This window comes from Candidatus Blastococcus massiliensis AP3 (assembly GCF_000582785.1).
Classification (GTDB): Bacteria; Actinomycetota; Actinomycetes; order Mycobacteriales; family Geodermatophilaceae; genus Blastococcus; species Blastococcus massiliensis.
This window is the reverse complement of record NZ_HG931174.1, coordinates 229,504-255,525: the sequence shown is the minus strand read 5'-3', so window position 1 is coordinate 255,525 and position 26,022 is coordinate 229,504. Positions and strand designations below refer to the sequence as shown.

The 26,022-nt window shown below is 74.4% G+C and carries 30 protein-coding genes and 1 pseudogene; 16 read left to right on the top strand and 15 right to left on the bottom strand.

Annotated features, from left to right (window positions below):
- Position 1: 1 nt before the first annotated feature.
- From BN344_RS09680 to BN344_RS09670, 3 genes are all read right to left on the bottom strand, one after another.
- Complete coding sequence (locus tag BN344_RS09680; RefSeq protein WP_040338359.1) at positions 2 to 1,138, bottom strand: cystathionine gamma-synthase; 1,137 nt, start codon at positions 1,136 to 1,138, stop codon at positions 2 to 4.
- Positions 1,135 to 2,517, bottom strand: a complete 1,383-nt coding sequence (locus BN344_RS09675; protein ID WP_040338358.1) for a cystathionine beta-synthase — start codon at positions 2,515 to 2,517, stop codon at positions 1,135 to 1,137. Before BN344_RS09675 ends, BN344_RS09680 begins: the two co-directional genes overlap by 4 nt.
- A 69-nt stretch (positions 2,518 to 2,586) precedes the next feature.
- Positions 2,587 to 3,792 carry a GNAT family N-acetyltransferase gene (locus BN344_RS09670; RefSeq protein WP_040338357.1) on the bottom strand — a complete coding sequence of 402 codons (1,206 nt, stop codon included), beginning with the start codon at positions 3,790 to 3,792 and terminating at the stop codon, positions 2,587 to 2,589.
- Positions 3,793 to 3,851: 59 nt separating this feature from the next.
- Between BN344_RS09670 and BN344_RS09665 the strand changes: the two genes are divergently transcribed.
- From BN344_RS09665 to BN344_RS20250, 4 genes and pseudogenes are all read left to right on the top strand, one after another.
- Positions 3,852 to 4,862, top strand: coding sequence for an aldo/keto reductase (locus BN344_RS09665; protein ID WP_040338356.1), 1,011 nt, complete (start codon positions 3,852 to 3,854; stop codon positions 4,860 to 4,862).
- The gene (locus BN344_RS09660) at positions 4,859 to 5,662 is read left to right on the top strand and encodes an alpha/beta fold hydrolase (RefSeq protein WP_081788620.1); all 804 of its coding nucleotides are present in this window, start codon (positions 4,859 to 4,861) and stop codon (positions 5,660 to 5,662) included. Before BN344_RS09665 ends, BN344_RS09660 begins: the two co-directional genes overlap by 4 nt.
- Positions 5,659 to 6,321, top strand: a pseudogene (locus BN344_RS21185) (FGGY family carbohydrate kinase); the annotation flags it as partial. The gene BN344_RS09660 and the pseudogene BN344_RS21185, both read left to right, overlap by 4 nt.
- Before the next feature lie 487 nt (positions 6,322 to 6,808).
- The gene (locus BN344_RS20250; RefSeq protein WP_051515760.1) at positions 6,809 to 7,015 is read left to right on the top strand and encodes an FGGY-family carbohydrate kinase; all 207 of its coding nucleotides are present in this window, start codon (positions 6,809 to 6,811) and stop codon (positions 7,013 to 7,015) included.
- A 5-nt stretch (positions 7,016 to 7,020) separates the two neighbouring features.
- Here BN344_RS20250 and hisN read toward each other — a convergent pair whose 3' ends face one another.
- Positions 7,021 to 7,821, bottom strand: a complete 801-nt coding sequence (hisN, locus tag BN344_RS09650) for a histidinol-phosphatase (protein WP_040338355.1) — start codon at positions 7,819 to 7,821, stop codon at positions 7,021 to 7,023.
- A 78-nt stretch (positions 7,822 to 7,899) separates the two neighbouring features.
- Between hisN and BN344_RS09645 the strand changes: the two genes are divergently transcribed.
- Positions 7,900 to 8,436 carry a DUF2087 domain-containing protein gene (locus BN344_RS09645; RefSeq protein ID WP_040338354.1) on the top strand — a complete coding sequence of 179 codons (537 nt, stop codon included), beginning with the start codon at positions 7,900 to 7,902 and terminating at the stop codon, positions 8,434 to 8,436.
- 13 nt (positions 8,437 to 8,449) lie between these two features.
- Here BN344_RS09645 and rsgA read toward each other — a convergent pair whose 3' ends face one another.
- The 3 genes from rsgA to BN344_RS09630 are packed head-to-tail and all read right to left on the bottom strand — an operon-like array spanning position 8,450 to position 12,244.
- The gene (gene rsgA, locus BN344_RS09640; protein WP_040338353.1) at positions 8,450 to 9,439 is read right to left on the bottom strand and encodes a ribosome small subunit-dependent GTPase A; all 990 of its coding nucleotides are present in this window, start codon (positions 9,437 to 9,439) and stop codon (positions 8,450 to 8,452) included.
- A 26-nt stretch (positions 9,440 to 9,465) separates the two neighbouring features.
- Positions 9,466 to 10,749 carry a 3-phosphoshikimate 1-carboxyvinyltransferase gene (gene aroA, locus BN344_RS09635; protein ID WP_040338352.1) on the bottom strand — a complete coding sequence of 428 codons (1,284 nt, stop codon included), beginning with the start codon at positions 10,747 to 10,749 and terminating at the stop codon, positions 9,466 to 9,468.
- Between the two features lie 43 nt (positions 10,750 to 10,792).
- Positions 10,793 to 12,244: an NAD-dependent succinate-semialdehyde dehydrogenase gene (locus BN344_RS09630; RefSeq protein ID WP_040338351.1), complete on the bottom strand. Its 1,452-nt coding sequence runs from the start codon at positions 12,242 to 12,244 to the stop codon at positions 10,793 to 10,795.
- A gap of 137 nt (positions 12,245 to 12,381) precedes the next feature.
- Here BN344_RS09630 and BN344_RS09625 point away from each other — a divergent pair, with 137 nt between their 5' ends.
- A complete protein-coding gene (locus BN344_RS09625; RefSeq protein ID WP_040338350.1) occupies positions 12,382 to 13,128 on the top strand; it encodes an SOS response-associated peptidase in 747 nt (248 codons plus the stop codon).
- A 2-nt stretch (positions 13,129 to 13,130) separates the two neighbouring features.
- Positions 13,131 to 14,657 (top strand): fused MFS/spermidine synthase, encoded by a 1,527-nt coding sequence (locus tag BN344_RS09620; RefSeq protein WP_231486691.1) that lies wholly within the window; start codon positions 13,131 to 13,133, stop codon positions 14,655 to 14,657.
- A gap of 8 nt (positions 14,658 to 14,665) precedes the next feature.
- Here BN344_RS09620 and BN344_RS09615 read toward each other — a convergent pair whose 3' ends face one another.
- Positions 14,666 to 15,439: a helix-turn-helix transcriptional regulator gene (locus BN344_RS09615; RefSeq protein WP_040338349.1), complete on the bottom strand. Its 774-nt coding sequence runs from the start codon at positions 15,437 to 15,439 to the stop codon at positions 14,666 to 14,668.
- 86 nt (positions 15,440 to 15,525) lie between these two features.
- Between BN344_RS09615 and BN344_RS09610 the strand changes: the two genes are divergently transcribed.
- Positions 15,526 to 15,948: a hypothetical protein gene (locus BN344_RS09610; protein WP_051515759.1), complete on the top strand. Its 423-nt coding sequence runs from the start codon at positions 15,526 to 15,528 to the stop codon at positions 15,946 to 15,948.
- Here BN344_RS09610 and ybaK read toward each other — a convergent pair.
- Entirely contained in the window at positions 15,914 to 16,387 is a 474-nt protein-coding gene (gene ybaK, locus BN344_RS09605) for a Cys-tRNA(Pro) deacylase (protein ID WP_040338348.1), read from the bottom strand. The genes BN344_RS09610 and ybaK overlap by 35 nt on opposite strands.
- A gap of 205 nt (positions 16,388 to 16,592) precedes the next feature.
- Between ybaK and BN344_RS09600 the strand changes: the two genes are divergently transcribed.
- Both BN344_RS09600 and rsrA read left to right on the top strand, forming a co-directional pair.
- Positions 16,593 to 17,279 (top strand): sigma-70 family RNA polymerase sigma factor, encoded by a 687-nt coding sequence (locus tag BN344_RS09600; RefSeq protein ID WP_081788519.1) that lies wholly within the window; start codon positions 16,593 to 16,595, stop codon positions 17,277 to 17,279.
- Positions 17,279 to 17,608, top strand: coding sequence for a mycothiol system anti-sigma-R factor (gene rsrA / locus BN344_RS09595; protein WP_040338347.1), 330 nt, complete (start codon positions 17,279 to 17,281; stop codon positions 17,606 to 17,608). Before BN344_RS09600 ends, rsrA begins: the two co-directional genes overlap by 1 nt.
- 119 nt (positions 17,609 to 17,727) lie before the next feature.
- On the opposite strand, the gene BN344_RS21180 is transcribed toward rsrA, so the two are convergent.
- Positions 17,728 to 17,802, bottom strand: coding sequence for a 50S ribosomal protein bL37 (locus BN344_RS21180; RefSeq protein ID WP_155858885.1), 75 nt, complete (start codon positions 17,800 to 17,802; stop codon positions 17,728 to 17,730).
- A 167-nt stretch (positions 17,803 to 17,969) separates the two neighbouring features.
- Between BN344_RS21180 and BN344_RS09590 the strand changes: the two genes are divergently transcribed.
- The 4 genes from BN344_RS09590 (at position 17,970) to BN344_RS09575 (ending at position 20,383) form a co-directional block, all read left to right on the top strand.
- A complete protein-coding gene (locus BN344_RS09590; RefSeq protein WP_155858827.1) occupies positions 17,970 to 19,019 on the top strand; it encodes a biotin carboxylase N-terminal domain-containing protein in 1,050 nt (349 codons plus the stop codon).
- An 85-nt stretch (positions 19,020 to 19,104) separates the two neighbouring features.
- Positions 19,105 to 19,329, top strand: a complete 225-nt coding sequence (locus BN344_RS09585; RefSeq protein WP_081788518.1) for a biotin/lipoyl-binding carrier protein — start codon at positions 19,105 to 19,107, stop codon at positions 19,327 to 19,329.
- 92 nt (positions 19,330 to 19,421) lie between these two features.
- A complete protein-coding gene (locus tag BN344_RS09580; RefSeq protein WP_040338346.1) occupies positions 19,422 to 19,829 on the top strand; it encodes a hypothetical protein in 408 nt (135 codons plus the stop codon).
- Positions 19,826 to 20,383 carry a hypothetical protein gene (locus BN344_RS09575; RefSeq protein ID WP_040338345.1) on the top strand — a complete coding sequence of 186 codons (558 nt, stop codon included), beginning with the start codon at positions 19,826 to 19,828 and terminating at the stop codon, positions 20,381 to 20,383. The genes BN344_RS09580 and BN344_RS09575 overlap by 4 nt, the downstream gene beginning before the upstream one ends.
- 4 nt (positions 20,384 to 20,387) lie before the next feature.
- Here the strand turns inward: BN344_RS09575 and BN344_RS09570 are convergent, their stop codons facing one another.
- Entirely contained in the window at positions 20,388 to 20,894 is a 507-nt protein-coding gene (locus BN344_RS09570; RefSeq protein ID WP_197022296.1) for a GNAT family N-acetyltransferase, read from the bottom strand.
- 83 nt (positions 20,895 to 20,977) lie between these two features.
- Here BN344_RS09570 and BN344_RS09565 point away from each other — a divergent pair, with 83 nt between their 5' ends.
- Positions 20,978 to 22,459 carry a sensor histidine kinase gene (locus tag BN344_RS09565; RefSeq protein WP_040338344.1) on the top strand — a complete coding sequence of 494 codons (1,482 nt, stop codon included), beginning with the start codon at positions 20,978 to 20,980 and terminating at the stop codon, positions 22,457 to 22,459.
- A 127-nt stretch (positions 22,460 to 22,586) separates the two neighbouring features.
- Here the strand turns inward: BN344_RS09565 and BN344_RS09560 are convergent, their stop codons facing one another.
- Both BN344_RS09560 and BN344_RS09555 read right to left on the bottom strand, forming a co-directional pair.
- Positions 22,587 to 22,838: a WhiB family transcriptional regulator gene (locus BN344_RS09560; protein ID WP_040338343.1), complete on the bottom strand. Its 252-nt coding sequence runs from the start codon at positions 22,836 to 22,838 to the stop codon at positions 22,587 to 22,589.
- 304 nt (positions 22,839 to 23,142) lie between these two features.
- Positions 23,143 to 24,168, bottom strand: coding sequence for a diacylglycerol/lipid kinase family protein (locus BN344_RS09555; RefSeq protein ID WP_040338342.1), 1,026 nt, complete (start codon positions 24,166 to 24,168; stop codon positions 23,143 to 23,145).
- A 94-nt stretch (positions 24,169 to 24,262) separates the two neighbouring features.
- On the opposite strand from BN344_RS09555, the gene BN344_RS09550 reads away from it, so the two are divergent.
- Positions 24,263 to 24,733 (top strand): hypothetical protein, encoded by a 471-nt coding sequence (locus BN344_RS09550; RefSeq protein WP_040338341.1) that lies wholly within the window; start codon positions 24,263 to 24,265, stop codon positions 24,731 to 24,733.
- Positions 24,734 to 24,745: 12 nt separating this feature from the next.
- Here BN344_RS09550 and BN344_RS09545 read toward each other — a convergent pair whose 3' ends face one another.
- Both BN344_RS09545 and pssA read right to left on the bottom strand, forming a co-directional pair.
- Positions 24,746 to 25,225: a GNAT family N-acetyltransferase gene (locus tag BN344_RS09545; protein ID WP_040338340.1), complete on the bottom strand. Its 480-nt coding sequence runs from the start codon at positions 25,223 to 25,225 to the stop codon at positions 24,746 to 24,748.
- Positions 25,222 to 26,022, bottom strand: coding sequence for a CDP-diacylglycerol--serine O-phosphatidyltransferase (gene pssA / locus BN344_RS09540; RefSeq protein ID WP_040338339.1), 801 nt, complete (start codon positions 26,020 to 26,022; stop codon positions 25,222 to 25,224). The genes BN344_RS09545 and pssA overlap by 4 nt, the downstream gene beginning before the upstream one ends.

The window sequence follows — 26,022 nt, the reverse complement described above, 5'->3', positions numbered from 1 at the left end:
GTCAGCTCAGCGCCTCGTCCAGATCGGCCAGCAGGTCGTCGACGTCCTCGATGCCGACCGACAGCCGCACCAGGTCCGACGGCACCTCCAGCGGCGAGCCGGCGGCGCTGGCGTGGGTCATCCGGCCAGGGTGCTCGATCAGCGACTCGACCCCGCCCAGCGACTCGGCCAGCGTGAACAGCTGCGTCCGCTCGCACACCTTCAGGGCCGCGCCCTCGCCGTCCCGGAGCCGGAAGGAGAGCATGCCGCCGAAGCCGGACATCTGCCGCGCGGCGATCTCGTGGCCCGGGTGCTCGGGCAGCCCCGGGTACAGCACCGCCGAGACCTCGGCGCGGCCGACGAGGAACTCGGCGACCCGGGCCGCGTTGGCGCAGTGCCGGTCCATCCGGACGCCGAGCGTCTTGAGGCTGCGCAGCACCATCCACGAGTCGAACGGCGAGGCGACCGCACCCATCGCGTTGTGGTTGTAGGCGAGCTTCTCGCCGAGCGCGGCGTCCCGGGTGACCAGGGCGCCCCCGACGACGTCGGAGTGGCCGCCCAGGTACTTCGTCGTCGAGTGGACGACGACGTCGGCACCCAGGGTCAGCGGCCGCTGCAGGTAGGGCGAGGCGAAGGTGTTGTCGACGACGAGCACGGCGCCGGCCTCGTGCGCGATCGCGGCCGTCGCCTCGATGTCGGTGATGTTCAGCAGCGGGTTGCTGGGCGTCTCGCACCACACCACCCGGGTCGTGGGCCGGATCGCGGCGCGCAGCGCGTCGGGGTCGTCCAGGGCGACCGGGGTGTACTCGAGCCCCCACTCCGACAGCACGCGGGAGATCAGCCGGAACGTGCCGCCGTACGCGTCACCGCCGAGGACGACGTGGTCGCCGGACCGGCACACCGTCCGCAGCAGGGTGTCCTCGGCGGCCAGGCCCGAGGCGAACGCCAGCGCCGTCGTCCCCTCCTCGAGCGCGGCCAGCGCGGCGTGCAGGGTGTCCCGGGTCGGGTTGCCGCTGCGGCTGTACTCGTAGCCGCCGCGCAGCCCGCCGACGCCGTCCTGCTTGTACGTCGTCGTCATGTGCAGCGGCGGGATGACCGCACCGGTCGCCGGGTCGGGGTCCTGGCCCGCGTGGATCGCGCGGGTGTTGAAGCCGGTCATCGGGTCACCCCCGCGAGGTGGCCCAGCACGTCCTGCCGGGTGACGACGCCGGCGGGCTTGCCGTCGACGTGCACCAGCAGCGCGTCGGCCGACCCGAGCTGGGCCACCGCCGCGCTGACCGCCTCGCCGGAGCCGACGATCGGCAGCGGCGGGGACATGTGCTTCTCGACCCGGTCGGCCAGCGATGCCTTGCCGGCGAACAGCGCGTCGAGCAGCGTCTTCTCGTCGATGGAGCCGACGACCTCCCCGGCGGTGACCGGAGGCTCGGCCCGGACGACCGGAAGCTGGCTGACGCCGTACTCGCGGAGGATGTCGATGGCGTCGCGGACGGTCTCGTTCGGGTGCGTGTGCACGAGGGTCGGGGTGCTCCCGCCCTTGGCCTCGAGCAGCTCGCCGACGGTCTCCCCGCCGGCCGCCTCGAGGAAGCCGTAGTCGGCCATCCACGTGTCGTTGAAGATCTTGTTCAGGTAGCCGCGGCCGCCGTCGGGCAGCAGCACGACGAGGACGTCGTCCTCGGTCAGCCGCTCGGCCACCCGCAGGGCGGCCACCACCGCCATGCCGCAGGAGCCGCCGACGAGCAGGCCCTCCTCGCGGGCCAGCCGTCGCGTCATGGCGAAGGAGTCGCCGTCGGAGACGGCGACGATCTCGTCGGCGACCTCCTGGTCGTAGGTCGAGGGCCAGAAGTCCTCGCCGACGCCCTCGACCAGGTAGGGACGGCCGGTGCCGCCGGAGTAGACCGAGCCTTCCGGGTCGGCGCCGATGACCTGCACCTTCCCGCCGGACTGCTCCTTGAGGTACCGGCCGACACCGCTGATCGTCCCGCCGGTGCCGGCACCGGTGACGAAGTGGGTGATCCGGCCCTCGGTCTGCGCCCAGATCTCCGGGCCGGTCGTCTCGTAGTGCGAGCGCGGGTTGTTCGGGTTCGAGTACTGGTCGGGCTTCCAGCCGCCAGGCGTCTCGCGGGCCAGCCGGTCGGAGACCGAGTAGTACGAGCGCGGGTCGCTGGGATCGACCGCCGTGGGGCAGACGACGACCTCCGCGCCGTAGGCCTTGAGCACGTTGATCTTCTCCTGGCCGACCTTGTCGGGGCAGATGAAGATGCACTTGTAGCCGCGCTGCTGGGCGACCAGGGCCAGCCCGATGCCGGTGTTGCCGCTGGTCGGCTCGATGATCGTGCCGCCGGGCTTCAGCAGGCCGGCCTCCTCGGCGGCGTCGACCATGCGGACCGCGATCCGGTCCTTCACCGAACCGCCGGGGTTGAGGTACTCGACCTTGGCCAGCACCAGCGGCGCGTCGGGCCCGAGGTGGCGGGTGACCGACGACAGCTTCACCAGCGGGGTGTTGCCGACCAGGTCGACCATGGACTCGGCGTACTGCACGGCTGTCCTCCTCCAGCGGGACGACCCGGTGGCGGTCCCGTCGCCGACCATCCCATCAGAGTCGGACGGTCACCAGGGCAGGTAGTAGGTGAGCAGGTCGGCCGTCAGGGGTGGGAACAGCGCCGCGAGGGCCTCGGCCTGCGGTCCGGGCACGACGTCGGCGTACAGGCGGTCGAGACCCGTGATGCCCAGGGGCCCGAGCAGCAGGGCGGCCCAGAGGTCCGGGGGGAAGGCGGCTCCTCCCTCGGCGCCGGGCCAGGGCAGCCGGCCGGCCGTGCGCACCGGTCCCAGACCGTCGTCGGTCACGGCCAGGCGGTAGGACCGGTCGTAGGTGGACAGCACGAGCTCCGGCACCTCCAGGGCCGGAGCGGTGGCGAGCCGGCGGTCGAGCACCGGGCGCAGCGCGTCGAGCAGGACGACGGGGTCGGCCACCCGCACGTAGTACTGCTCCGCCGACTCGGGTCCGGCGCCGAGCCGGTCGGTCCACGCCCGGCCCGTGGCCGCCCAGGGCCGGTCGACGACGCGCACGGCGCGCCCGCCGGCCAGTCCGAGGAGCCCGTGCAGCAGCCGGTCCGCGTCGGCCTCGTCGCGAGCCGTCGTCTCGGCGACGAGCAGTTCGTCCTCGCGCTCCTGGACCCGGGCGGAGGCGACGGGCTCGCCGTCCCCGAGCACCCACGTGGTGCTCGCCTCGTGCGTCAGGAGCCAGCGGAGGCGGGCCGCGGGATGCGGCATGGCGACGTCCGCGCCCGCCTGGGCCGCCGCCTGCAGATCGGCGATCACGCCCGCGTCCTCGGGTCCGGCGCGGCGCAGGGCTCCTGCCCCGGCCGGCGCGAGGGCCAGCGGCCGCGCCCGGGGGATGTCGATCGCGTACTCGTAACCGAAGAGCCGGTAGAGGTAGGGGATCCCCACCATGACCTGCAGCAGGTCCCCACGGGCGGCCGACCGGTCGTGGGCCCACGCCATCAGGGCCCGGACCAGTCCGCGACCCTCGTAGGCCCTGTCGGTGGCGACGAGCTCCACCTGGCCCGCGGGGAGGACGACGTCCCCGACCCGCACGGTCTCGGCCAGCAGCGTGGCGGTCGAGACGACGCGGTCGCCGTCCACGACCACCGCGCAGCTGCTCAGCCCCTCGTCCGGGTCGGTCACCACCAGGCGGTGGTCCTCTGCGTCCTCCGGCTCGCCGCGTTCGGCGAGCAGCGCCCCCACCTGCGCGACGTCGTCCGGACGGCACTCGCGGAGCAGCAGCCCGCCGGGAAGGGGGAGGGGGTCGGCCACCCCGCCATGATCCCGCCGGACGCTGGCGAATTGCGGACCCGAGACGCGAGGATGCGCGCATGACCTCGACCGCCCCGCTCGGCACCCGTTCCCTCGGCGGCCTGACCGTCCCCACCCTCGGCCTCGGCTGCATGGGCATGAGCCAGAGCTACGGCACCGCCGACCGCTCGGAGTCGATCGCGACCCTCCACCGCGCTCTCGACCTGGGCGTCACCTTTCTCGACACCTCGGACGTCTACGGCGACGGGCACAACGAGGAGCTCGTCGGCGAGGCGATCGCCGGACGTCGCGACGAGGTGCAGCTGGCCACCAAGTTCTCCATCTCGCGCGACGACCGTGGCCGGATGCGCATCGACGGCCGGCCGGAGAACGTGCGCGCCTGCGCCGAGGCCAGCCTCCGCAGGTTGGGCGTCGACGTCATCGACCTCTACTACCAGCACCGGGTCGACGCGAAGGTCCCGATCGAGGACACGGTCGGTGCGATGGCCGAGCTGGTCCAGCAGGGCAAGGTGCGCCACCTCGGCCTGTCGGAGGCCAGCGCCACCTCGATCCGCCGGGCGGTCGCGGTGCACCCGATCGCGGCGCTGCAGAGCGAGTGGTCGCTGTGGACGCGTGACCTCGAGGACGAAGTGCTGGGCGTCGCGCGGGAGCACGGGATCGGCATCGTGCCGTTCAGCCCGCTCGGCCGTGGCTTCCTCACCGGCGCGATCACCAGCCCGGACGACTTCGGGGACGACGACTTCCGCAAGAACCAGCCGCGCTTCCAGGGCGAGGCGTTCCAGGCCAACCTCCGGCTGGTCGAGGCGGTGCGCGCCATGGCCGCGGAGAAGGGCGCCACGGCCGGCCAGCTCGCGCTCGCCTGGGTGATGGCGCAGGGCGACGACGTGGTGCCCATCCCGGGGACGAAGCGGCGCAGTTATCTCGAGGAGAACGTGGGAGCGGCCGCGATCGAGCTGACCGCCGAGGACCTGACCCGCCTGGAGGCGATCGCGCCACCCGGCGCCGCCGAGGGCACCCGGTACCCCGACAGCCGCTACGCCTACGGCGAGAGCCCGGAGTGGTCCGCGTGAGCGCCGCGACCGAGGCCCCGGTCACCAGCAGGGTGCGCGGCCGGGACGGCGTCGAGGTGGCGGTGCACCGCTGGGGTGCCCCGGGGAACAGCCCGCCCGTGGTGCTGCAGCACGGCTTCGCCGCCGACAGCATGCGCAACTGGGCCGACAGCGGTGTCGTGGCGGCGCTGCTGGCCGACGGCCGCGAGGTGGTCGCCGTCGACGCCCGCGGGCACGGCGCCTCGGACAAGCCGCACGACCCGGCCCGCTACGGGGAGCGGGCGATGGCCGGGGACCTGGCCGCGGTCGCCGACGTGCTCGACCTGCCGACCTTCGACCTGGCCGGGTACTCGATGGGCGGGATCGTGTCGCTGGTCCTGGCCGGCACCGACCCGCGGGTGCGCCGGCTGGTGGTCGGCGGGATCGGCGCCGGGGTGGTGGAGCGGGGTGGTGTGGACACCCGCACGCTCCGCACCAGCGCGCTGGTCGCCGCACTCGAGGCCGACGACCCGGCCACGATCACCGACCCGACGGCGGCAGTCTTCCGCGCGTTCGCCGACCTCACAGGCGCCGACCGGCTGGCACTGGCCGCGCACGCGCGCGTGGTGCACGCCGAGCCGTTGCCGCTGGGGGACATCACCGCGACGACGCTCGTGCTCGCCGGTGACGCCGACCCGCTCGCCGTCCGCCCGCAGGTCCTCGCCGACGCGGTCCCCGGCGCCCGGCTGGTGTCGGTGCCCGGCGACCACCTCGGAGCGGTGCGGACCCCCGACTTCGTCGAGGCCCTGGTCGGCTTCCTGGGGGAGGACGGCGGCTCGTGACCGCCGACGGCGTCGTCCTCGGCGCCGACGTCGGCACCAGCGGACTGAAGCTGGTCGCGCTCGATGCGGCCGGCACCGTCGTCGCCGAGGCGGAGGAGGAGTACGGGTACCGACGGCCTTCGCCGGGCCGGGCGGAGAGCGACGTGCGGGTCTGGCGGAATGCCCTCGACCGGGCGCTGCACGACGTCCTGGTCCGGCTGCAGGGATCAGCGGTCCGCGCGCTGGGCATCTCCGGACAGATGCACGGCACCGTGCTCGTCGACGCCACGGGCACGCCGCTGCGGCCGGCGGTCCTGTGGCCCGACGGCCGGGCCGCCTCGGAGCTGGACCGCTGGCGCAGGCTGCCCGCTGACGAGCGAGCCGCGCTGGCCAACCCGCTGCTGCCCGGCATGACGGGACCGATGCTCGCCTGGCTGGCCGTGCACGAGCCGGACGTCGTCGCCCGGGCGTCCACGGTGCTGCTCCCGAAGGACGCGCTGCGCGCCTCCCTGGTCCCCGGCGCCGACCTCGCCGTCACCGACCGCAGCGACGCCTCGGCCACGTTGCTCTGGGACGTCGTGGCGGACGGGTGGTCGACGGCCGCGACCGAGGCCGCGGGGATCCCGCCCCGCCTCCTGCCGGTGGTGCGGCCGGCCGCTGAGGTGGTCGGGACGACGGTCCTCGCCGGTACCGAGGTGCCGGTCGTCGTCGGCGGCGCCGACACGCCGCTGGCCCTGCTGGCAGCGGGGACCACCTCGGGCCTGCAGGTGAACGTCGGGACCGGCGCGCAGGTGCTGCGGCCCGGCCGGAGGCCCGGCCCGGTCGACGACCCGCGGACGCGCGCGTACGCCGACGCCCTCGACGGCTGGTACGAGATGGCGGCCCTGCGCGAGGGCGGGTCGGCGTGGGCCGAGGCGCGGGCGGAGCTCGGGCTGAGCTGGTCCGAGTTCTTCGACGTGGCCGCGAGCGCGGAGCCCGGGGGCGTGCTGTTCCGGCCCTCGGAGGCGAGCTGGACCGACCGGCGGGCGGGGACGAGCCGTGCCGAGCTGGCCCGCGCCGCGGTCGAGGGGGTGGCCTTCGCGATCGGCGCGGCGGCACGCTCGCTCGGCGACCGCGACGACGGCACCCCCCGTCGTCCTCACCGGAGGCGGCGCGCGCTCGCCGCTGGTGCAGCAGACCCTCGCCGACGTCCTCGGCCGCCCGGTGCGGCACCTACGGCTACGCAGCGCCTCGGCCGTGGGTGCCGCCGTGCTGGCCGCCCGCGGTGTCGGCGTCGACGTGGTGCCGCCGCGCCGGCCGGGCCCGCTGGTCGAGCCCCGAGCCGACGCCCGGCTCGACGAGGCCCAGCGGCGCTGGGCGGCGGGCGGAGGCTGAGCCGCTCAGGGAGTCGCGGGGCGCAGGTGCCGCAGGGCGGCGTCGTGGAGGGCGCCGTTGGTGGCCAGCGCACTGCCGCCCGCCGGCCCGGGCGCACCGGTCAGGTCGGTGAACCGGCCACCGGCCTCCCGCACGATGACGTCGACCGCGGCGAGGTCCCAGAGCGAGACCTCGGGCTCGCAGGCGATGTCCACGGCGCCCTCGGCCAGCAGCACGTAGCTCCAGAAGTCCCCGTAGGCACGGGTGCGCCACACCGAGCGGGTCAGGTCGAGGAAGCCGTCGAGGGCGTTCCGCTCCTCCCAGCCAGACAGGCTCGAGTAGGACAGGCTGGCGTCGTCGAGCGCCTGGACGCCGGAGACGGTGCAGCGGACGGCGTTCTCCAGTCGGCGGCCGGTCCACGCGCCGACGTCCTTCGCCGCCCACCAGCGCCGGTTCAGCGCGGGGGCCGACACCAGGCCGACGACCGCCTCGTCGCCGTCCATCAGGGCGATGAGCGTGGCCCAGACCGGCACGCCCCGGACGAAGTTCTTGGTGCCGTCGATGGGGTCGAGGACCCACTTGCGGGAGCCGTGACCGGTCGTCCCGAACTCCTCGCCCATCACCGCGTCGCGCGTGCGGGCCCGGCTGAGGGAGATCCGCAGCTGTTCCTCGATCGCGCGGTCGGCGTCGGTCACCGGGGTCAGATCGGGCTTGGTGTCGACCGTCAGGTCCTGCGCCTTGAAGCGCTCCATGCTGATCGAGTCGGCCTGGTCGGCCAGCACGTGTGCCAGCCGCATGTCCTCTGCGAAGCCCCGGACCGACGTCATGGGCACCCAACCTAGTCGGGACTGCGCCGAAGACCGCTGAACCGGCCCCGTTCGGCCCGGCCTGGCTACCGTCGGGGCGTGGACGCCGCGACGATCGCCGGCCTGCTGGCCGACCCGGCCCGGCTCAAGGTCGTGGCCGCGCTGGCGCTGGGAGCGGGCAGCATCGAGGAGGCCGCGGAGGCGTCGGGGCTTCCGCTCAAGGAGGTCGCCCTGGCAGCCCGCCGGCTGTCCCGGGCCGGGCTCGTGCACCGCGACGGGCACCTGCTCGCCCTGCACAGCGAGCGGTTCGGTGCGGCCGCCCGGGCGGCCGCCGAGGCCGCACCCCCTCCCGAGCCGCTGTCGGACGACCCCGCCGAGGACGCCGTCCTGTCCGCGTTCGTGCGCGACGGGCGGCTGGCGTCCATCCCGGCGCACCGCGGCAAACGACTGGTCGTGCTCGGCCACCTGGTGCGGGTGTTCGAACCCGGCGTCCGCTATCCCGAGCGGGAGGTCAACGGGCTGCTGGCGGTCTGGTACCCCGACGTCGCGGCGCTGCGGCGGTACCTGGTCGACGAAGGGCTGCTCACCCGCGAGGCCGGCGTCTACTGGCGCAGCGGCGGCTACGTGGACGTCTGAGGCCCGACGCTGCTCAGTAGCCGGGGCCGACCTGGCCGACGGCGGCGAGCAGGACGCGGAGGGCGTCCAGTTGCTCCTGCCGCTCCGGGGGCCCGGCGGCCGCCCACGGGTCCAGCGCGCAATCGGGGTCCTCGGCGGTGTGCCCGCACCCGGGCGGGCAGTCAGCGGCGACGTCGGACATCTCCTCGAACGCGGAGAGCACGTCGGCCGCGGTCACGTGGGCCAGGCCGAACGACCGGATCCCCGGGGTGTCGATCACGGTGCCACCGCCCGGCAGGTCGAACAGCACCGCTGACGACGACGTGTGCCGCCCCTTGCCGATCTTGCTCACGTCGCCGACGGCCCGCAGCGCGTCCGGGACGAGCCGGTTCACCAACGTCGACTTGCCGACGCCGGACTGTCCCACGAAGACGCTGGTCCGGTCGTGGATCCACCCGAGCAGCTCGTCCAGCGGCTGCTCGCGCGACATCGGCACGGCGTCCAGCCGCAGCCCCGCGTACCGCTCGAGCAGCGGCTCGGCCGAGGCGAGGTCGGTCTTGGTCAGGCAGAGCAGCGGCTGCAGCCCTCCGGCGTAGGCGGCGACGAGGCAGCGGTCGAGGAAGCCCAGTGCGGGTTCGGGGTCGGTGACCGAGGTGACGATGACCAGGAGGTCGGCGTTGGCGACGACGACCCGCTCGGTGGGATCGGTGTCGTCGGCGGTGCGGCGCAGCGACGTCGTCCGCTCCTGGATGGTGACGATCCGCGCCAGGCTGTCGGTGCGGCCGCTGGTGTCGCCCACCAGGCGGACCCGGTCGCCCACGACGACGCCGTGCTTGCCGAGCTCCCGGGCGCGCATGGCCGTGACGTCGACGGCGCCGTCGGGACCCTCGACCCGGACGGTCATGCGGCCCCGGTCGACGGCCACCACCAGCCCGTCGACGGCGTCGGCGTGGGCAGGGCGGATGCGGGTGCGCGGACGGGACCCGCGCCGGCTGGGTCGCACGCGGACGTCGTCCTCGTCCATCCGCCGGGCGTCGCGCTGGTGGCCGCTCAGCGGGAGGCCCCGATCGGCTCGCTCAGCAGCCGCGCCCAGCGCTCGCGGAAGTCGGGCAGCGTCTTGGTGACCGCCCCGGGGTCGGCCACCTCGACGCCGTCGATCGCCAGCCCGAGGACCGCGGCGGCCATGACCATGCGGTGGTCGGCGTAGGAGTCCAGCAGCGCGGGTCGGCGCGGACCGGGCTCGATCTCCAGCCCGTCGGGCAGCTGCCGCACGGAGGCGCCGACGGCGGTGAGCACCTCGTCGAGCGCCTGCAGCCGGTCGGTCTCGTGCCCGCGCATGTGCGCGACGCCGGTGAACCGCGAGGGGCCGTCCGCGAGGGCGGCGAGAGCGGCCAGCACCGGCACCAGCTCGCTGACCTCCCCGAGGTCGGCGACCAGCGGCCGGATCGCGCCCGTGCCGGTGACCTGCAGGCCCTCCGGCGTGCGCTCGACCTCCCCGCCCATGAGGACGAGCAGCCGGTCCAGCTGCGCTCCGGGCTGGGTGGTGACCTCGGGCCAGTCGGGCACGGTCACCCGCCCGCCGGTCACCAACGCGGCGGCCAGGAAGGGGGCGGCGTTGGAGAGGTCCGGTTCCAGCACGCGGTCGAGCGCCGCGATCGGCCCGGGCGCCACCCGCCAGCCGCGGTCGGTGGCGACGACGTCCACGCCGTGCTCGCGCAGGGTCACGACGGTCATGTCCACGTGCGGCAGCGACGGCAGCCCGCCGGCCACCGTCAGGTCGACGCCCTGGTCGAACCGGGCGGCCGCCAGCAGCAGGCCGGACACCATCTGCGAGGACTCGCTGGCATCGACCTCCACGGCGCCGCCGCGCACCCGGCCGGTGCCGTGCACGGTGAACGGCGCCTTGCCCCTGCCGCCGTCGTCGACCTGCACGCCCAGGGCGCGCAGCCCCGCGATCAGACCGGCGTTCGGCCGGTCGTGCAGCCGGGGGTCGCCGTCCACGGTGACCGGGCCCTCGGCGAGCGCGGCCACCGGCGGGAGGAATCGCAGGACGGTGCCGGCCAGGCCGGCGTCGACCGTGGCCGGACCCCGCAGCTCTCCGGGGGTGACCAGCCAGTCGCCGTCGCCGGCGTCCTCGATGACGACGCCGATCGCGCGCAGCGCGCCGGCCATCAGTTCCGTGTCGCGCGCCCGCAGCGGACGCACCAGCCGGCTCGGCCCGTCGGCCAGCGCCGCCAGGACCAGGGCCCGGGCGGTCAGCGACTTGGACCCGGGCAGCGGGACGACGGCGTCGACGGGGGACGGGTGGTGCGGCGCGGACCAGACGTCACTCACGTGCTCAGTCTGCCCGGTCCGCGCCGCACCTCCGTGCACCCGCTCAGCCTGCCTGCGGCTTCTCGGCCTTCTTCACCGGGATGGTGCGGAGCAGCCGCCGGTTGGCGAACTCGAACATCGCCAGCTCGGAGAGCTCGCGGCCGTAGCCGGACCGCTTGATGCCACCGAAGGGCAGCTCGGGGGAGGAGCCGGTGGGCTGGTTGATCCAGACCATGCCCGCCTCGAGCTTCTCGGCCACCGACCGCGCGCGGTCGAGGTCACTGCTCATGACGGTGGCGCCCAGGCCGAAGTCGCTGTCGTTGGCCAGGGCGACCGCCTCGTCGGCGTCCTTCACCTTGTAGACGACGGCCGCGGGACCGAACAGCTCCTCGCGGTAGGCCCGCATGTCCGGGGTGACGTCGGTGAGGATCGTGGCCTCCACGAACGCGCCGGCGTGCTCGGGGCGCTTGCCGCCGGCGACCACGGTGGCGCCCTTGTCGATGGCGTCCTGGATCTGCGCCTGCAGGTCCGCGGCCGCCCGCTCGCTCGACATCGGGGCCAGCGAGGTCTCCGGGTCGGCCGGGTCACCGGGGGCGAAGGTCGTGAACGCCTGCTTCAGGCCCTCGACGAAGGAGTCGAAGTGCTGCTCGGTCACGATCAGCCGCTTGGACGCCGTGCAGGCCTGCCCGGTGTTCTGCATGCGTCCCGCGGTGGCCGCCTTGACGGTGGCCTCCATGTCGTCCGCGTCGAGCACGATGAACGGGTCGCTGCCGCCGAGCTCGAGCACCGACTTCTTGAGGTGCTTGCCGGCGAGCGCGGCGACCGAGGAGCCGGCCCGCTCGCTGCCGGTCAGCGTGACGCCCTGGATGCGGGGGTCGGCGATGACCTGCTCGACGTCGGCGATGCGCAGGAAGGTGTTGGTGAGCACGCCGGCAGGAGCACCGGCGTCGATGAACAGCTGCTCGATGGCGACCGCGCACTGCGGCGTGATCTCCGAGTGCTTGAGGATCACCGTGTTGCCCAGGACCAGGTTGGGGCCGGCCACGCGGACCACCTGGTAGAAGGGGAAGTTCCAGGGCTCGATGGCGAACAGGACGCCGACGGGCTTGGTCTCGATCAGCGCCTCGCCGCCGCCCATCATCGGCTCGATGGGCGTGGGCTCCAGGAACTTGGCGCCGTTGGCGGCGTAGTACTTGAGGATCATCGAGCAGATGAAGAGCTCGCCGAAGGCCTCGTCGCGGCGCTTGCCCATCTCCTTGGTGACGAGGGCGGCGTAGTCCATGATCCGCTCGTCGATCAGCTCGGCGGCGCGCTGGACGACGGCCGCGCGCTCCTCGACCGAGCGCTCGCGCCACTCCTGGTAGGCGGAGTGCGCCGTGCCGATGATGCCGTCGATCTCCGACGTCTCGGTGAACGGGAATTCCTTCTCCGTCTCCCCGGTGAACGGGTTGACGGTGGCGTAGCGCCGTTCGGCGCTGTCGCTGGCGGTCGTGGGAGCGTTCTGCGTTGCGGTCACGCGGGTGATCCTCGTCTCTCGTCGACTGTTCCGACAGAGGCCTACCCCAAAGGCTTCCGACTTGTCACGGGCGGGTCCCTGTCGGGGGGCGCGCCTACAGTGCGAACGGACAGCCGAACCTGGTCGAGGAGGCGCCCGTGTGCGGTCGGTACGCCGCCAGTCGCAAGCCGGAGGATCTCGCCCTCGAGTTCGAGGCGATCCCGGCCGAGGGGCAGTCCCCGCTCCCGGCGGACTACAACGTGGCGCCGACCAAGGACGTGCACGTCGTCCGCTGGAAGAAGGAGCGCGATCCCGAGGGCGCGCTGACCGGCGGCGGGCACCGGGAGCTGCGGGCGGTGCGCTGGGGGCTCGTGCCCTCCTGGGCCAAGGACGCGTCGGTGGGCAACCGGATGCTCAACGCGCGGGTCGAGTCGCTCGCCGACAAGCCGGCGTTCCGGACGGCGGCCCGGTCGCGGCGCTGCCTGGTCCCGGCCGACGGCTGGTACGAGTGGGCCAAGCGGCTGGACTCGCCCACGAAGCAGCCCTACTTCATCACGCCGCAGGACGGCTCGGGGCTCGCGTTCGCCGGGCTGTGGGAGGTGTGGGGGCGCGGTGAGGACCGGCTGTACACCTGCACCGTGGTCACCGCCCCGGCCGTCGGCTCGCTGACCGAGATCCACGAGCGCATGCCCCTCGTCCTGCCGCCCGAGCGGTGGTCGGAGTGGCTGGACCCCGCCCGGGAGGACGTCGAGGAGCTCGCCGCGCCGACGCCGCCGGAGGTCGTGGAGGCGCTGGAGCTGCGGCCGGTGAGCACCGCCGTGAACAACGTCGCCAACAACGGGCGGGACCTGGTGGCCCGGGTCGAGTCGGTGGCCGAGCCCGCCGACCAGCCCGCGCTGTTCTGACCGTGACGAGCACCTCCGACGAGGTTCCCGACGCACCGCAGGCCAGTCCACCGCTTCCCGGCTGGGTGGCCGCCACCGTCACGTTCCTGAGCTCCGGCGCCGTGCTGGTCATGGAGATCGTCGGCCTGCGGCTGATCGCCCCCTACGTCGGCGTCACCCTGCAGACGAGCACCGCCGTCATCGGGTTCGCCCTGGCCGCCATCGCGCTCGGTGCCTGGACCGGCGGCGCCGTGGCCGACCGGGTCGATCCGCGCCGCCTCATCGCCCCTCTGATGGTGGCCGGCGGAGCCCTGGTCATCGCCGTCCTTCCGCTCGTGCGCTTCACCGGCTCGCTGGTGAGCGGGGCCGACGCGGGGGCGGTGCTGTTGCTGGCCGCTGTCGCGGTCGTGGTGCCGGCGGCCCTGCTCTCCGCGGTGCCGCCGATGGTGGTGAAGCTGCAGCTGTCGAACCTGGACGAGACCGGCGCGGTGGTGGGCCGGCTGTCCGGCATCGGCACCCTCGGCGCGATCGCCGCCACGTTCGTCACCGGGTTCCTGCTGATCGCGGTCCTGCCGAGCAGCGTGATCCTGGTCGGCACCGGCGTGGTCACGGTCGCCGTGGGGGTGGCCCTGGGGGTGATGCTGCAGCGGGTGAGCGGGCACGGGCGGGCGCCGGCGGCCCTCGTCGTCCTCGCGGTGGCCGGGTCCCTGCTCGCCGCCCTCGCGCCCACGCCGTGCGAGGAGGAGACGGCCTACCACTGCGCGCGGGTCGAGGCCGATCCCGAACGGGACAGCGGGCGGGTGCTGCGGCTGGACACGCTGCGGCACTCCTACGTCGACCTCGCCGACCCCACGCACCTGGAGTTCGAGTACGTCCGCGCCATCGCAGCGGTGAGCGACGTGCTCCGGCCCGAGGGCGAGCCCCTCTCGGCGCTGCACCTCGGCGGGGGAGGGCTGACCCTGCCGCGGTACCTGGCGGAAGTGCGGCCCGGCACCCGCAGCCGGGTGATCGAGGTCGACCCGGGCGTCGTCCGGATCGACCGCGAGCAGCTGGGTCTGGAGACCTCCGACCGGCTGCAGGTCACCGTCGCCGACGGCCGCGTCGGACTGGGCGAGGAGCCGGCCGGCGAGCGCGACCTCGTCGTCGGCGACGCCTTCGGCGGCCTGGCGGTGCCGTGGCAGCTCACCACCCGCGAAGCGGTGGAGCTGGTCGACCGTGCCCTGGCCGACGACGGCGTCTACGCGATCAACCTCATCGACCACCCGCCGCTGGGGTTCGTCCGCGCCGAGCTGGCCACCCTGCGGGCGGTCTTCCCGCACGTCGCGCTGCTGGCGCGGATCCCGGTCCTGGCCGGTGAGGACGGCGGCAACCTGGTCGCCGTCGCCTCGCGGTCACCGATCCCCGCGGACGCGCTCGCCGAGCGGCTCACCGACCACGACCTGATCTGGCGGGTGGCGCAGGGTACGGACCTCGACCGGTTCATCGGCGACGCGGACGTCCTCACCGACGACCACGCCCCGGTCGACCAGCTGCTCACGCCGTACGGCTGAGCTCGCCCTCACGCACGTCGCAGGACGTCGGCGGTGTGCGCGTCGCCGGGGAGGAACGCCTCGATGCTCAGCTCGGCGGCGGTGAGGTCGACGGCGGTGCCGAACGTGGTGACCGTGCTGAGGAACGACAGCGGACCGGCGTCGTGCCGCAGCCGCAGCGGCACCATGATGCCGTTGGGCGGCCGGGGGTCCCACCCGCCAGGGAGAGCCTTCAGCTCGCGGTGCAGCGAGCTCAGCTCGCCGTCCGCGCTCAGGTGGGCCTCCCGTGCCAGCCGGGTCAGCAGGTGGGTGCGCCACTGCGGCAGGTTGAGGATGCGGGGAGCCAGGCCTCGCGGGTCCAGGGCCAGCCGCAGGGCGTTGGCCGGCGGCTGGAGGAGCCCCGGGGCTGCGCCGTCGGTGAGCAGGGCGACGCTCCGGTTGCCGGCGACCAGGTTCCACTCCCGGTCGACGACGACGGCCGGATACGGCTCGTAGGCGGCCAGGACCAGGTCGATGGCCTCGCGGACGGCGCCCATGTCCGGGTGGGTCAGGTCCCGCCGTCCGTAGACCGGGGCGTACCCCGCGGCGAGCAGCAGTTCGTTCCGCTCGCGCAGGGGGATCCCGAGTTCCTCGGCCAGGTGCAGCACCATCTCGCGGCTGGGCCGCGAGCGGCCGGTCTCGACGAAGCTCAGGTGCCGGGCGGACACCCCGGCCTCGCTGGACAGGTCCAGCTGGCTGAGCCGGCGGCGCAGCCGCCAGTCGCGCAGCAGCGCACCCACGGGGGCGGTCTCGACGACGCTCACGGCGGCGAACGTAGCGAGGAAGCGGCTCCCCGTCGCTTACCTGCGAGGTAATCGACCTGCCTCACCGGGAGCTCCACGGTGGCGGCATGACAACCACCGCCACCGCCCCGTCCCTGCTCCGTCTCGCGCTCCGGACCGATGCCGTCGTCTCCGGGCTGAACGGGGCGGCCTACCTCCTGCTCACCGGACCGCTCTCCGACCTGCTCGGTCTCCCGTCCGGCCACCTCCGCGGACTCGGGATCTTCCTGCTCGTCTACGCCGCGGGCGTCTGGCTCGTGGCGGAGCGGCCGCTGCGCCCCGCGGTCGGCGCGGTGATCGTGGGCAACCTCCTCTGGGTCGCCGGGAGCCTCGTCGTCGTGGCGGCCGACGTGGGCACCCCGACCACGACCGGCGCCGTCTGGGTGGTCCTCCAGGCCGTCGTGGTCGCGGCCTTCGCCGTCCTGCAGTTCGCGGGGCTGCGGCGCTCGCCGGACCTCAGCGACCGATGGGCGCCGTCCGGGCGCGCGTGAGCCGGACGAGGTCGGCCGGCGGGATCTCCACCTGAAGGCCCCGCCGGCCGGCACTGACCAGCACCGTGCCGAAGCCGAGGGCCGACTCGTCGACCACGGTCGGGAGCGACTTCTTCTGCCCGAGCGGGCTGATGCCGCCGAGCACGTAACCCGTGGCCCGCTCGGCGTCGGCGGGCTCGGCCATCGCTGCCCTGCGGCCACCCGCAGCGGCCGCCAGCGCCTTGAGGTCCAGGGTGGTGGCCACCGGGACGACGGCGACCGTCAGCGCGCCGTCGACCCGCGCGACCAGCGTCTTGAAGACCTGCCGCGGATCGGCACCCAGAGCAGCCACCGCCGCCTCGCCATGACCCTGCCCGGCGGGGTGCTCGGGGTCGTAGGGGTGCAGGGTGTGCGGCACGGCGGCCTTCTCCAGCGACCGCACGGCCGGGGTCGACGCCACGGCGGGAGCCTAGGACGCGTCCGGGCTTTCCCACTGCGGCGGGAATCGACGCCGGGGGGAGCCGGTTGCACCGGCCGTGAGCAGCACCGTCTCCCAACCCCGCCCGCGGACCCCGCACCGGCGGCCGCCGGGCCGCCCCGATGGCGCGCGGCTAGGATCGACCGACGTGGTGCCCCGCGTCCCGGGGCGCCGGAGAGGACGGTCGGTGCCTGAGGAGTCCGCGATCGAGAACCCGGGTCAGACGTCCGGCCCGGTGGATGTGCCCGACGCCCGTGAGGGCGGCAGCCGCACCGAGGTCGCCGAGACCCGTGCCGAGCGGGACGCGCGCTTCGAGCGCGACGCGCTGCCCTTCCTCGACCAGCTCTACCCGGCCGCGCTGCGGATGACCCGCAACCCGGCCGACGCCGAGGACCTGGTCCAGGAGACGTTCGTCAAGGCCTACTCGGCCTTCCACCAGTTCGCCGAGGGCACCAACCTCAAGGCGTGGCTGTACCGGATCCTGACCAACACCTACATCAACAGCTACCGCAAGAAGCAGCGCCAGCCGCAGCAGTACCCCACCGACCAGGTGCAGGACTGGCAGCTCTACGCGGCCGAGGAGCACACCTCCAGCGGTCTGCGGTCGGCCGAGATCGAGGCGCTGGACCACCTCCCCGACTCCGACATCAAGGAGGCCCTGCAGCAGCTGCCGGAGGACTTCCGCCTGGCCGTGTACCTGGCCGATGTCGAGGGGTTCGCCTACAAGGAGATCGCCGAGATCATGGGCACGCCCATCGGCACGGTGATGTCCAGGCTGCACCGCGGTCGCCGCGGGCTGCAGAAGCTGCTGGCCGACTACGCCCGAGAGCGCGGTTTCGTCCGCGCCGGAGCCGGTGAGGAGGCGAGCTCCTGATGACCGACGACGCTCCTCAGGCCGGCGAGCCGATCGAGATCAACTCCTGCGACGACGTGCTCACCCACGTCTTCGAGTTCCTCGACCAGGAGACGAACGACGCCCGTCGTGCCGTCATCGCGGAACACCTGGAGGACTGCTCCTCCTGTCTCCGTGAGTTCGGCATCGAGCAGGAGTTCAAGGCGCTGGTCCGGCGTCGCTGCGGTGGCGACGCCCCGCCGCCGTCCCTGCGCGAGCGGATCAAGATGCAGCTGACCAGCGTCTCCTTCGAGGAGGACGGCACGCAGGTGTCGGTCGAGCGCATCAGCGTCGAGCGCACCGGCGACTGAGGAAGGACCCCCTCCTTCCCACCCTTCGCAGGCTCAGGCGGGACCCGGGAGGGGGCCGGACGACGAAGGCCCCGTCACCGCTGATGCGGGACGGGGCCTTCGTCGTCTCGACGCCTGGCTCAGGCGTTGGGGCGCTTGCCGTGGTTGGCCTTGCTCCCCTTGCGGGCACGACGCTTGCGTCCACGCTTGGACATCGCTGCCCTCCTTCCATGCCGGTGGGCCGCGGGGACCCGGTGGATCGCGACCCCGGACCGCGGCGCACGTAGGGTGCGCGACGAGGCCGGAGCCGCCAAGCTGACGGCTCCAGCCTCTCACGGGGCGGCGGGAACCATCCGCCGGGCGGGGCAGCAGGGGAGGGGCCGTGGCAGACCTCGGCATGGAGAGCGTCCTGGTGGCCGGGCGCGGACCGGCGGCCTGCGGCGTCATCGCCGCCTGCGCCCGCCTGGGCATCAAGTCCGTCGCGGTGCACTCCGAGCCCGAGCGCGCCGCACGGCACGTGCGCATGGCCGACGAGGCGGTGCTCCTGGGCCCGGCGCCGGCCGCGGAGTCCTACCTGGCCGTCGACCGCATCGTCGAGGCCGCCCGCCGCAGCGGCGTCGCCGCGGTCCTGCCGGTTCCCCCGGCGCTCGCCGGGAACGCCCGGCTGGCCGCCGCCGTGCGGGACGCCGGGCTGCTGTGGGTGGGTCCCGATCCGGACGTGCTCGAGCGGCTCGGGGGCGACGGCGTGGAGCCGGCCAGCGAGCGCGGGCTCCTGGCCTGGGTGACCGCCGAGGGGCTCGTGTTCCCGACGCCGGTGTCCCGTGACCGCGCCGCCGGGATCGCCCGGGTCTCGTGGACCACCGACGAGCACGCGCCGGTGCCGGCCGCCGCCCACCGGCTGGCCGAGGTCGGCTGGCGCGGCCTGGTGACGGTGGGGGTCGCACCCGACGGGGAGCTGGCCGAGGTGGCCGCCGGGTTCTCCCTGGACGTCGCCGTCCTGGAGCGGGCCCACGGGGTCGACGCCGTCGAGCTCGCCCTGCTCAGCGCCGCCCACCCCGGCGGCGGGCGGTCCACCCCCGGTTCGGAACCCCCGCGGGCCGCCGTCGCCGTGCAACTGCGCGCGACCCTGCCACCCGGCCAGGCGGGGCGGGTCACCGGTCGCCTGCCCGGCACCGGGCGCCCGGCCACCGAACCCGAGCCCGGCGTGGACCTCGTCTCCGTGGGCGGCTACGAGCCCGGTGACCGCCTCGACGGCTGGTACGACGCCCTCCTCGCGACGGTCAGCGCAGCCGCGGCCGACACGGCCACCGCCGCCCGCGCCGCGAGCCGGACGCTGTCGGACCTGCCGGACGCCGGGGTGCCGCACGACGGGCCGGACGTGTGCGCTGTGCTGGGACGTCTTGCCGCCGGCCACGCCGTGCCGGGCGCCTGAGACGGCCGTCCGAGTCGCGGGCCGTGCTTGGATGGAGTCGGCCCGCTGAGCACGGTCGGCGGGGCCCAGGCGAGAAGGAGGCCCGGTGGCGGTCGAGGAGATCCATGCCGAGATGGTCTCCAGCGTCTGGAAGGTCCTCGTGACCCCGGGAGCGCAGGTCGCGGCCGGTGACACCCTGGTGATCCTCGAGTCGATGAAGATGGAGATCCCCGTCCTCACCGAGCTCTCCGGCACCGTCCAGGAGCTGCACGTCGTCGAGGGGGAGGTCCTCCAGGAGGGCGACCTCATCGCCACCGTCGCGACCGGCTGACCGCTTCCGCCTCGCCACCCCCGAGGGCGGGTGCAGCGTCCCGGCGTGCCCGATGCGTCTTACCGGGTGACGACGGCTGACGGGAGCGGGACGTGACGTTCGAGCGGAGCAGGACCGAGCTGGGGCACGGGCGCACGACCGGACGGCTGCGGTTCGCCGTCGTCCCGCTGGTGCTCGCGAGCCTGGCGCTGACGGCGTGCGCCGCTGCCGAAGGGGCGGACGAGGAGGCGCTCGCGGCTCCGGAGGCCTGCGTCGACACCGCCGCAGCGACCCGGAACAGCGTCGACGGGACGCCGGTGTGGGCGAGGTTCTGCCCCGGACCCGAACGGCACACGCTGCCCGCCGAGGTGCCGTCGGACGCGCTGACCACGCACCTGGACCTGCTCGCCGGCCTCGAGGAGCGGGGGGTCGAGTCCCCTCCCGCGGGGTGGCCCTGCAGTGAGCTGTCGGGGGGCGCACCTACGAGGTCCAGATCGGGTACGCCGACGGCGAGGTCGTGACGATCGCCGGTTCCACCGATCCGGAGTGCACCGGGCGCCTGGCAGGCGGCGCGGGGGTCGGCGGTCCCGACGGCCTCGGGGTCTACGGCCTGGTGATGACCGCGTTCGGGCGCCAGTACGCCGACGGGTTCGAGGACTCCCCGAGGGAGGCACCGCTCGTCTGCCCGGACGATCCGGGTGAGCCGGGCAGCGTCGACGTCGACGGTCCGTCGGCCTCCCTCGACACCGGCTACCTCCTCGGCGAACACGCCCCGATGGTCATGCCCCTGACCGCGGAGCGCGGGATCCTCTGCACCTGGCCGTTCGGGGCCGAGGCGGACGAGCCCGCCGTCCGGGAGCTGACTCCCGGGGAGGCCGAGCGGGTGCGCATCGGGCTGCACGCGATCCCGGGCGGCATGGTCGACTGCGAGGGCACCCCCGAGCCCACCTACACGGCCGTCGTCGAGGACCGGACCGGCACCCGCCGTGCGGTCACCGTGCAGGACTGGATGTGCTCGACCGTTCTCCGCAGCGGCGGCGGGTACGGCCTGGGATTCGCCTGGCTGGACCGCTGAGCGGTCAGAGGTCGAGGGCGTAGACGATCAGGTCGACGCCGGGCGCCGGCGTCCAGTCGCGCTCGGGCAGCCGGCTGAAACCCAGCCGCTCGTAGAGCCGGTGAGCCGAGGTCATCGCCGTGCTGGTGGAGAGCACCATCCGCCGCTTGCCGGCCGCTCGCGCACGCCGCAGGCACTCGGTCATGAGCAGTTCGCCGATACCCCGCCCCTGTGCGGTGGGATCGACGACCAGCATGCGGACAGCGGCTTCCTCCTCGGACTCGGTCACCTCGCCGAAGTCACCGTCGAGCACCAGGGCCACGCTGCCCACGAGCCGGTCGGTCCCGTCGCGGACGACGAGCAGCTCGGCCCGCTCGGCCCGACCGGGCACGTCGGCCAGCTCCACGGCGTACTCCTGGTCGGCCAGGCCGCCGTCGACGTAGACCGAGACGGTCAGCTCGGCGATGCGGGGGTGGTCCTCGGGTGCCGCGGTCGCGATGCGGACAGCAGACACGGAGGGGACGTCGACCACGCCTCGAGCTTATGCGCCCCGGTCCGGGCCCCGGCCCGAACGAGGGCTGGGGAGGACGGGTTCCTTCTAGGCTCGGCCGCACCATGAGCAGCCTCTCCGAACGCCTCACCCGTGGATCGGCCTCCAGCCCGGCGCAGATCGACCACTCCCGCCGGCTGGTCGCCGACTGGCAGCTGCTGGCCGACCTCGCCTTCGCCGACCTGACGCTCTGGGTGCCGCTGCCCACCGGCGACTGGTGGTGCGTCGCCCAGGTGCGGCCGCTGACCGCGCCGACCAGCCGCCCCGAGGACCTCGTGGGGATCGAGGCGGCGGGCGCGGCCGGCGAGCCGTTCCAGGTGGCCTACCGGGAGGGCCGGCCGGTCACGGAGGGAGAGCCCGACTGGTCCGGAGGGATCCCGCGGCGGCGCGAGGTCATCCCCGTGCGGCACGACGGGGTCGTCGTCGCCGTCCTGGCCAAGGACACCAACCTGGCGGTCACCCGGTCGCCGTCGACGCTCGAGCTGACCTACCTCGACATCGCCGCCGACCTGTGCCTCATGGTCTCCGCGGGCACCTTCCCACCCGAGAAGGTCCAGGACGCCGAGATGAGCCCGCGGGTGGGCGACGGGCTGCTGCGCCTGGACGGGCAGGGACGCGCGGTCTACGCGAGCCCCAACGCGCTGTCGGCCTACCGCCGGGTGGGCGTCGCCGGCGACGTCGTCGGACGGGACCTGGGCGAGGTGACCCGGGCCGCCGCGACCGACCGGGTGGCCGGCGAGGCGGTCGCGGCCGGCATCGCGGCTGCCGTCGCCGGTCGCTTCCCCGATCCGATGGACGTCGAGGCGTCGTCGGCCACGATGCTCGTGCGGGCGCTGCCCCTGCGGCCCCCCGGCGCCGAGGCGGGGGCCCTGGTCCTCGTGCGCGACGTGACCGACGTCCGCCGCCGCGACCGTGCCCTGCTCACCAAGGACGCGACGATCCGCGAGATCCACCACCGCGTGAAGAACAACCTGCAGACGGTGGCGGCACTGCTCCGGCTGCAGGCACGCCGCATGTCCGAACCTGCGGCGCGGGCGGCCCTGGAGGAGTCGGTGCGCCGGGTGGCGTCCATCGCGGTCGTGCACGAGACGCTCGCCGGCAGCCGGGAGGACGTCGTGGACGTCGACCAGGTCATCGACCAGGTACTGCCGATGCTGGGCGACCTCACGTCGGTGGGCCCGGCGGCCCGGACGCGGCGCACGGGCTCGTTCGGGGAGCTGCCGGCGGCCGCGGCGACGCCGCTGGTGCTGGCGGTCACCGAGTTGCTGCACAACGCCGCCGAGCACGCGTTCCCGGAAGGGGAGCCCGGCGTCATCGAACTGCTCGCCGACAGGGCGGGGGACGACCTGGTGGTCCGGGTGCGCGACGACGGCTGCGGATTGCCGGAGGGCTTCGACCCCGTCGCCGCCGAGGGACTCGGACTGCAGATCGTGCGGACGCTCGTGGTCAGCGAGCTCGGCGGCAGTCTGGCCATGCGGGTGCCGCCGGGGGAGCGGGGCACGGAGGCCGTGCTGACCCTGCCCAGGGCCGGACTGCCGCGCCGCTGAGGCCGGCGGCCGACCCGATCCGCCCCGGATGCGCCGAGGCCGGCCCGGGACGTCCCGGACCGGCCTCGTGGCGATCGTTCTGGCCGCAGGGCGGCCGGTGGTGCTGTGTACTCGGGTAGCGCGGTGCTCAGGCGGTGCGGACCCGAGTGCGGGCCTGGCGCCGCTTGAGGGCACGCCGCTCGTCCTCGGAGAGCCCGCCCCAGACGCCGGAGTCCTGGCCCGACCGGAGTGCCCAGTCCAGGCACGACTCCGTGACCGGGCACCGCCGGCACACGGCCTTGGCCTGCTCGATCTGGACGATCGCCGGGCCGGCTGTCCCGATCGGGAAGAACAGCTCGGGATCCTCGTCCCGGCAGAGCGCGCGGTGGCGCCAGTCCATGGCGGTGTACTCCTCGGTGTCGTCTACGGTCGCAATGTCAGTCGCTGTGCTCCGGCCCGGCCTGCGGCCGGACCGCCACCGCCGGGCCGACACCGGGGTACCCAGCGCCTTGACGGCAGCGACTGCCTGCTTTGTTACCGGCAGGTTGCGTTCCTTCGAGATGCTTCCACGGGTGCGCCGACTGTCAAGCGAAACCAGCCTTGCGCCGACCCCCGCGTGAGCAACCTCACCACGGCCGTGCTAGGCCTGCCACTCGGCAGGGCGACTGCCCCGCGTGGGGCCTTGAGGTTCCGCCGCGGACGTGTCAGGCGATGACGCGCAGGGCGTGCGGGACGGACCGGATCCGCAGCGCGGTCGCGGTGCCGAGATGGTCCCCGTCCACCTGCCACCCCTGAGGGCGGTCTGCGGTCAGCGTGAGCTCGGTCAGGTCGTGGCGGCGGTGCAGGCCGCGACCGCGCGGCTGCGGCCGCTCGGACAGCGTCTGCCGCAGCGCGCGCAGCATGCCCACGGCGTTCATCCGGCCCATGGCGAAGACGTCGAGGCCGGTGTCGAACGAGGCCTCGGGTGAGGGGTTGACCGGTCGCGCGCCCAGGTAGGTCCACGGGCTGACGTTGGAGACCAGGCAGAGGAACAGGTCCTCGACGGGCGCCTCCCCGGGCGCGAGCAGCGTCATCGCGGGCCGGCGCCGCTCGCGGCCCAGCAGGAAGGCGCTCGTCGCCTCCCGGACGTAGAGCCCCCCGGTGGAGCGCCGGCCACGGGCCCGGTGCGCCTCCACGCGGGCGATGACGTCGGCGTCGAACCCCATGCCGGCGGCGAAGACGAACCAGCGCAGCGGCGTCCAGTCCGGCTCGTGCGCGGCGGCATCGGCCGCGGCGTCGCGGGCCGCGGTTCCAGGGTCGGCCTCGTCGAGCGGCGCCGTGCTGGTCCCGGTGGCACTGGCCGCGCCCAGGGACACCATCCGGGTCCGCCCCGCGCGCAGCGAGGTGATGATCTCGGCGGTGGCCTCCACCGGGTCGCGGGACCGGCCGAGGGCGCGGGAGAAGACGTTGGTCGATCCGCCGGGCACGACGGCGAGCATCGGCAGGTGCGGGCCCGGGCCGTGCTCGAGCAGCCCGTTGACCACCTCGTTCACGGTTCCGTCGCCGCCGAGCGTGACCACGAGGTCCAGCCCGTCCGCGGCGGCGCGGGCACCGAGCTCGCGGCCGTGGCCCCGGTGCGCGGTCTCGGCGACGTCCACCTTGAGCTCGTTGGAGAGGGCGCCGACGAGCACGTTGCGCATGTTCGCCGTGGTGGTCGTCGCCGCCGGGTTGACCACCACGAGCGCGCGCATGGACTGCAGGCTAACCGCGGGCGACGGACAGGCGGCGGAGGTGCGGCCCGCGAAACGGCCGGGTACCCGCGGCCTCCCGCGTAATCTCGCGGTCGTGAGCGAGCAGAGCCCGCAGCCGCGCCGGCTGGCCGACCGCCTCTTCGGTGCGGTCACCCCCGCTCCGGCACCCCGCCCGGTGGTCCCCGGCCCCGAGGCGCCGCCGTCGGTCCGTCGTGCCGCCGTCCTCGTCGCCGTCGAGGGTGCCGGGTTCGTCGCCCTGGCGCTGCTGCTCCTGTGGCTCACGTTCGCCGGGGAGCCCGACAGCGTTCCCCGCGCGCTCGCCGAGGTCGTGCTGGCGGGGCTCGTCGCGGCCGTGCTCGGTGCCGGGGCGGCCGGGCTGTGGCGTCTCGCCGGGTGGGCGCGGGGCCCGGTGGTCGCGGTGCAGATCTTCCTGGGCCTGTCCGGATTCGTCGCGGCGTTCCAGGCCGGCCGGCCCGAGATCGGGCTGCCGATCCTGGCGCTGGTGGCCGGGGTCCTCTACCTGCTCATGACGCCCGAGGCGCGGCTGGCATACCTGGACCGCTGAGCGGCCGGGCGCTCAGTGCTGGGGCGCGGCGAAGCTGGACAGCGCGTCGTCGGTGAGCCGGAAGACGGTCCAGTCGTCCATGGGGACGGCGCCGACCGCCCGGTAGAAGCCGATCGACGGCGTGTTCCAGTCCAGCACGGACCACTCCAGCCGCGAGTAGCCCCGCTCCACGCAGAGCGCGGCGAGAGTGCGGAGGAGCTCCCGGCCCAGCCCGCGGCCGCGGTGCCCGGGCTGCACGTAGAGGTCCTCGAGGTAGATGCCGTGGGTGCCGCGCCAGGTGGAGAAGTTCAGGAACCACAGCGCCGCCCCCACGACCTGCCCGTCGTGCTCGGCGACGTGGCCGAACAGCGCCGGCGAGTCGCCGAACAGGCACGCGGTCAGCTGCTCCTCGGTGAGCCGGACCTGGTCCAGGGCGCGCTCGTAGTCGGCGAGCTCGCGCACCAGACCCACCACCGCCGGGACGTCGCCGGGGCGGATCGGCCGCACCGTCATGACAGGGCCTCCTTCACCGGGTCGGGCACCCAGCGCGCCAGTGGCGCGAGCGCCGGCACCAGGACCGGCGCGAACAGGTAGCCGTAGGCCAGGACGATCCCGGTGGCCACGGGGGTCAGCGCGAACGCGACGACGAGCACGACGGCGACGGCGGCGGGACCGTACGGCTTGCCGCTGCGCGGGCTGACCAGCGAGCGGAACGAGCGGTAGCGGATGTTGCTGACCATCAGGACGGCCGGCACCGCCATGACGAGCAGCACCCACAGCCGGTCGCGGCCCTGCATCTGGTCGCCGAACGCGAAGACCGAGGCCAGCACCACCCCGGCGGCGCCGGGGCTCGGCATGCCGATGAAGTACCGCTTGTCGGCCGTCGGGTCGATGCTGACGTTGAAGCGGGCCAGCCGGATGGCCGCGCACGCCACCCACAGGAAGCACACCACCCACCCGACCGGATCCCACTCGTCGCGGCCTTCGGAGAACAGCGTGAAGGCGAGCAGCGCCGGTGCCAGCCCGAAGGAGATCAGGTCGGCGAGGGAGTCGAACTGCAGGCCGAACGGGGTCACCGCGCCCACCAGCCGCGCGACGGCGCCGTCGATGATGTCGAAGAGCACCGACAGCCCGATCAGGGCTGCCGCCACGGTGTGGTCGCCGCGGATCGACACGAGGATCGCGCCGAAGCCGCACATCATGTTGCCGAGGGTGAACAGGCTGGGCAGGGTCGCCAGGGCCCGCCGGCGGGTGCCGCGCACGGAGCCGCGCACGAACTCGACGGTGGCCGTGCGCCGGGTGGGAGGCAT

What these genes read in the sequence shown, in the direction of transcription:
- BN344_RS09560 (WP_040338343.1), bottom strand. Translation starts at nt 22,838, where the DNA reads ATGGACTGGCGCCACCGCGCGCTCTGCCGGGACGAGGATCCCGAGCTG.
- rsrA (WP_040338347.1), top strand. Translation starts at nt 17,279, where the DNA reads ATGACCGACGACGCTCCTCAGGCCGGCGAGCCGATCGAGATCAACTCC.
- BN344_RS09610 (WP_051515759.1), top strand. Translation starts at nt 15,526, where the DNA reads ATGACAACCACCGCCACCGCCCCGTCCCTGCTCCGTCTCGCGCTCCGG.
- BN344_RS09555 (WP_040338342.1), bottom strand. Translation starts at nt 24,168, where the DNA reads ATGCGCGCGCTCGTGGTGGTCAACCCGGCGGCGACGACCACCACGGCG.
- rsgA (WP_040338353.1), bottom strand. Translation starts at nt 9,439, where the DNA reads ATGGACGAGGACGACGTCCGCGTGCGACCCAGCCGGCGCGGGTCCCGT.
- BN344_RS09665 (WP_040338356.1), top strand. Translation starts at nt 3,852, where the DNA reads ATGACCTCGACCGCCCCGCTCGGCACCCGTTCCCTCGGCGGCCTGACC.
- pssA (WP_040338339.1), bottom strand. Translation starts at nt 26,022, where the DNA reads ATGCCTCCCACCCGGCGCACGGCCACCGTCGAGTTCGTGCGCGGCTCC.
- BN344_RS09680 (WP_040338359.1), bottom strand. Translation starts at nt 1,138, where the DNA reads ATGACCGGCTTCAACACCCGCGCGATCCACGCGGGCCAGGACCCCGAC.
- BN344_RS09545 (WP_040338340.1), bottom strand. Translation starts at nt 25,225, where the DNA reads ATGACGGTGCGGCCGATCCGCCCCGGCGACGTCCCGGCGGTGGTGGGT.
- hisN (WP_040338355.1), bottom strand. Translation starts at nt 7,821, where the DNA reads ATGACGTCGGTCCGGGGCTTCGCAGAGGACATGCGGCTGGCACACGTG.
- BN344_RS09565 (WP_040338344.1), top strand. Translation starts at nt 20,978, where the DNA reads ATGAGCAGCCTCTCCGAACGCCTCACCCGTGGATCGGCCTCCAGCCCG.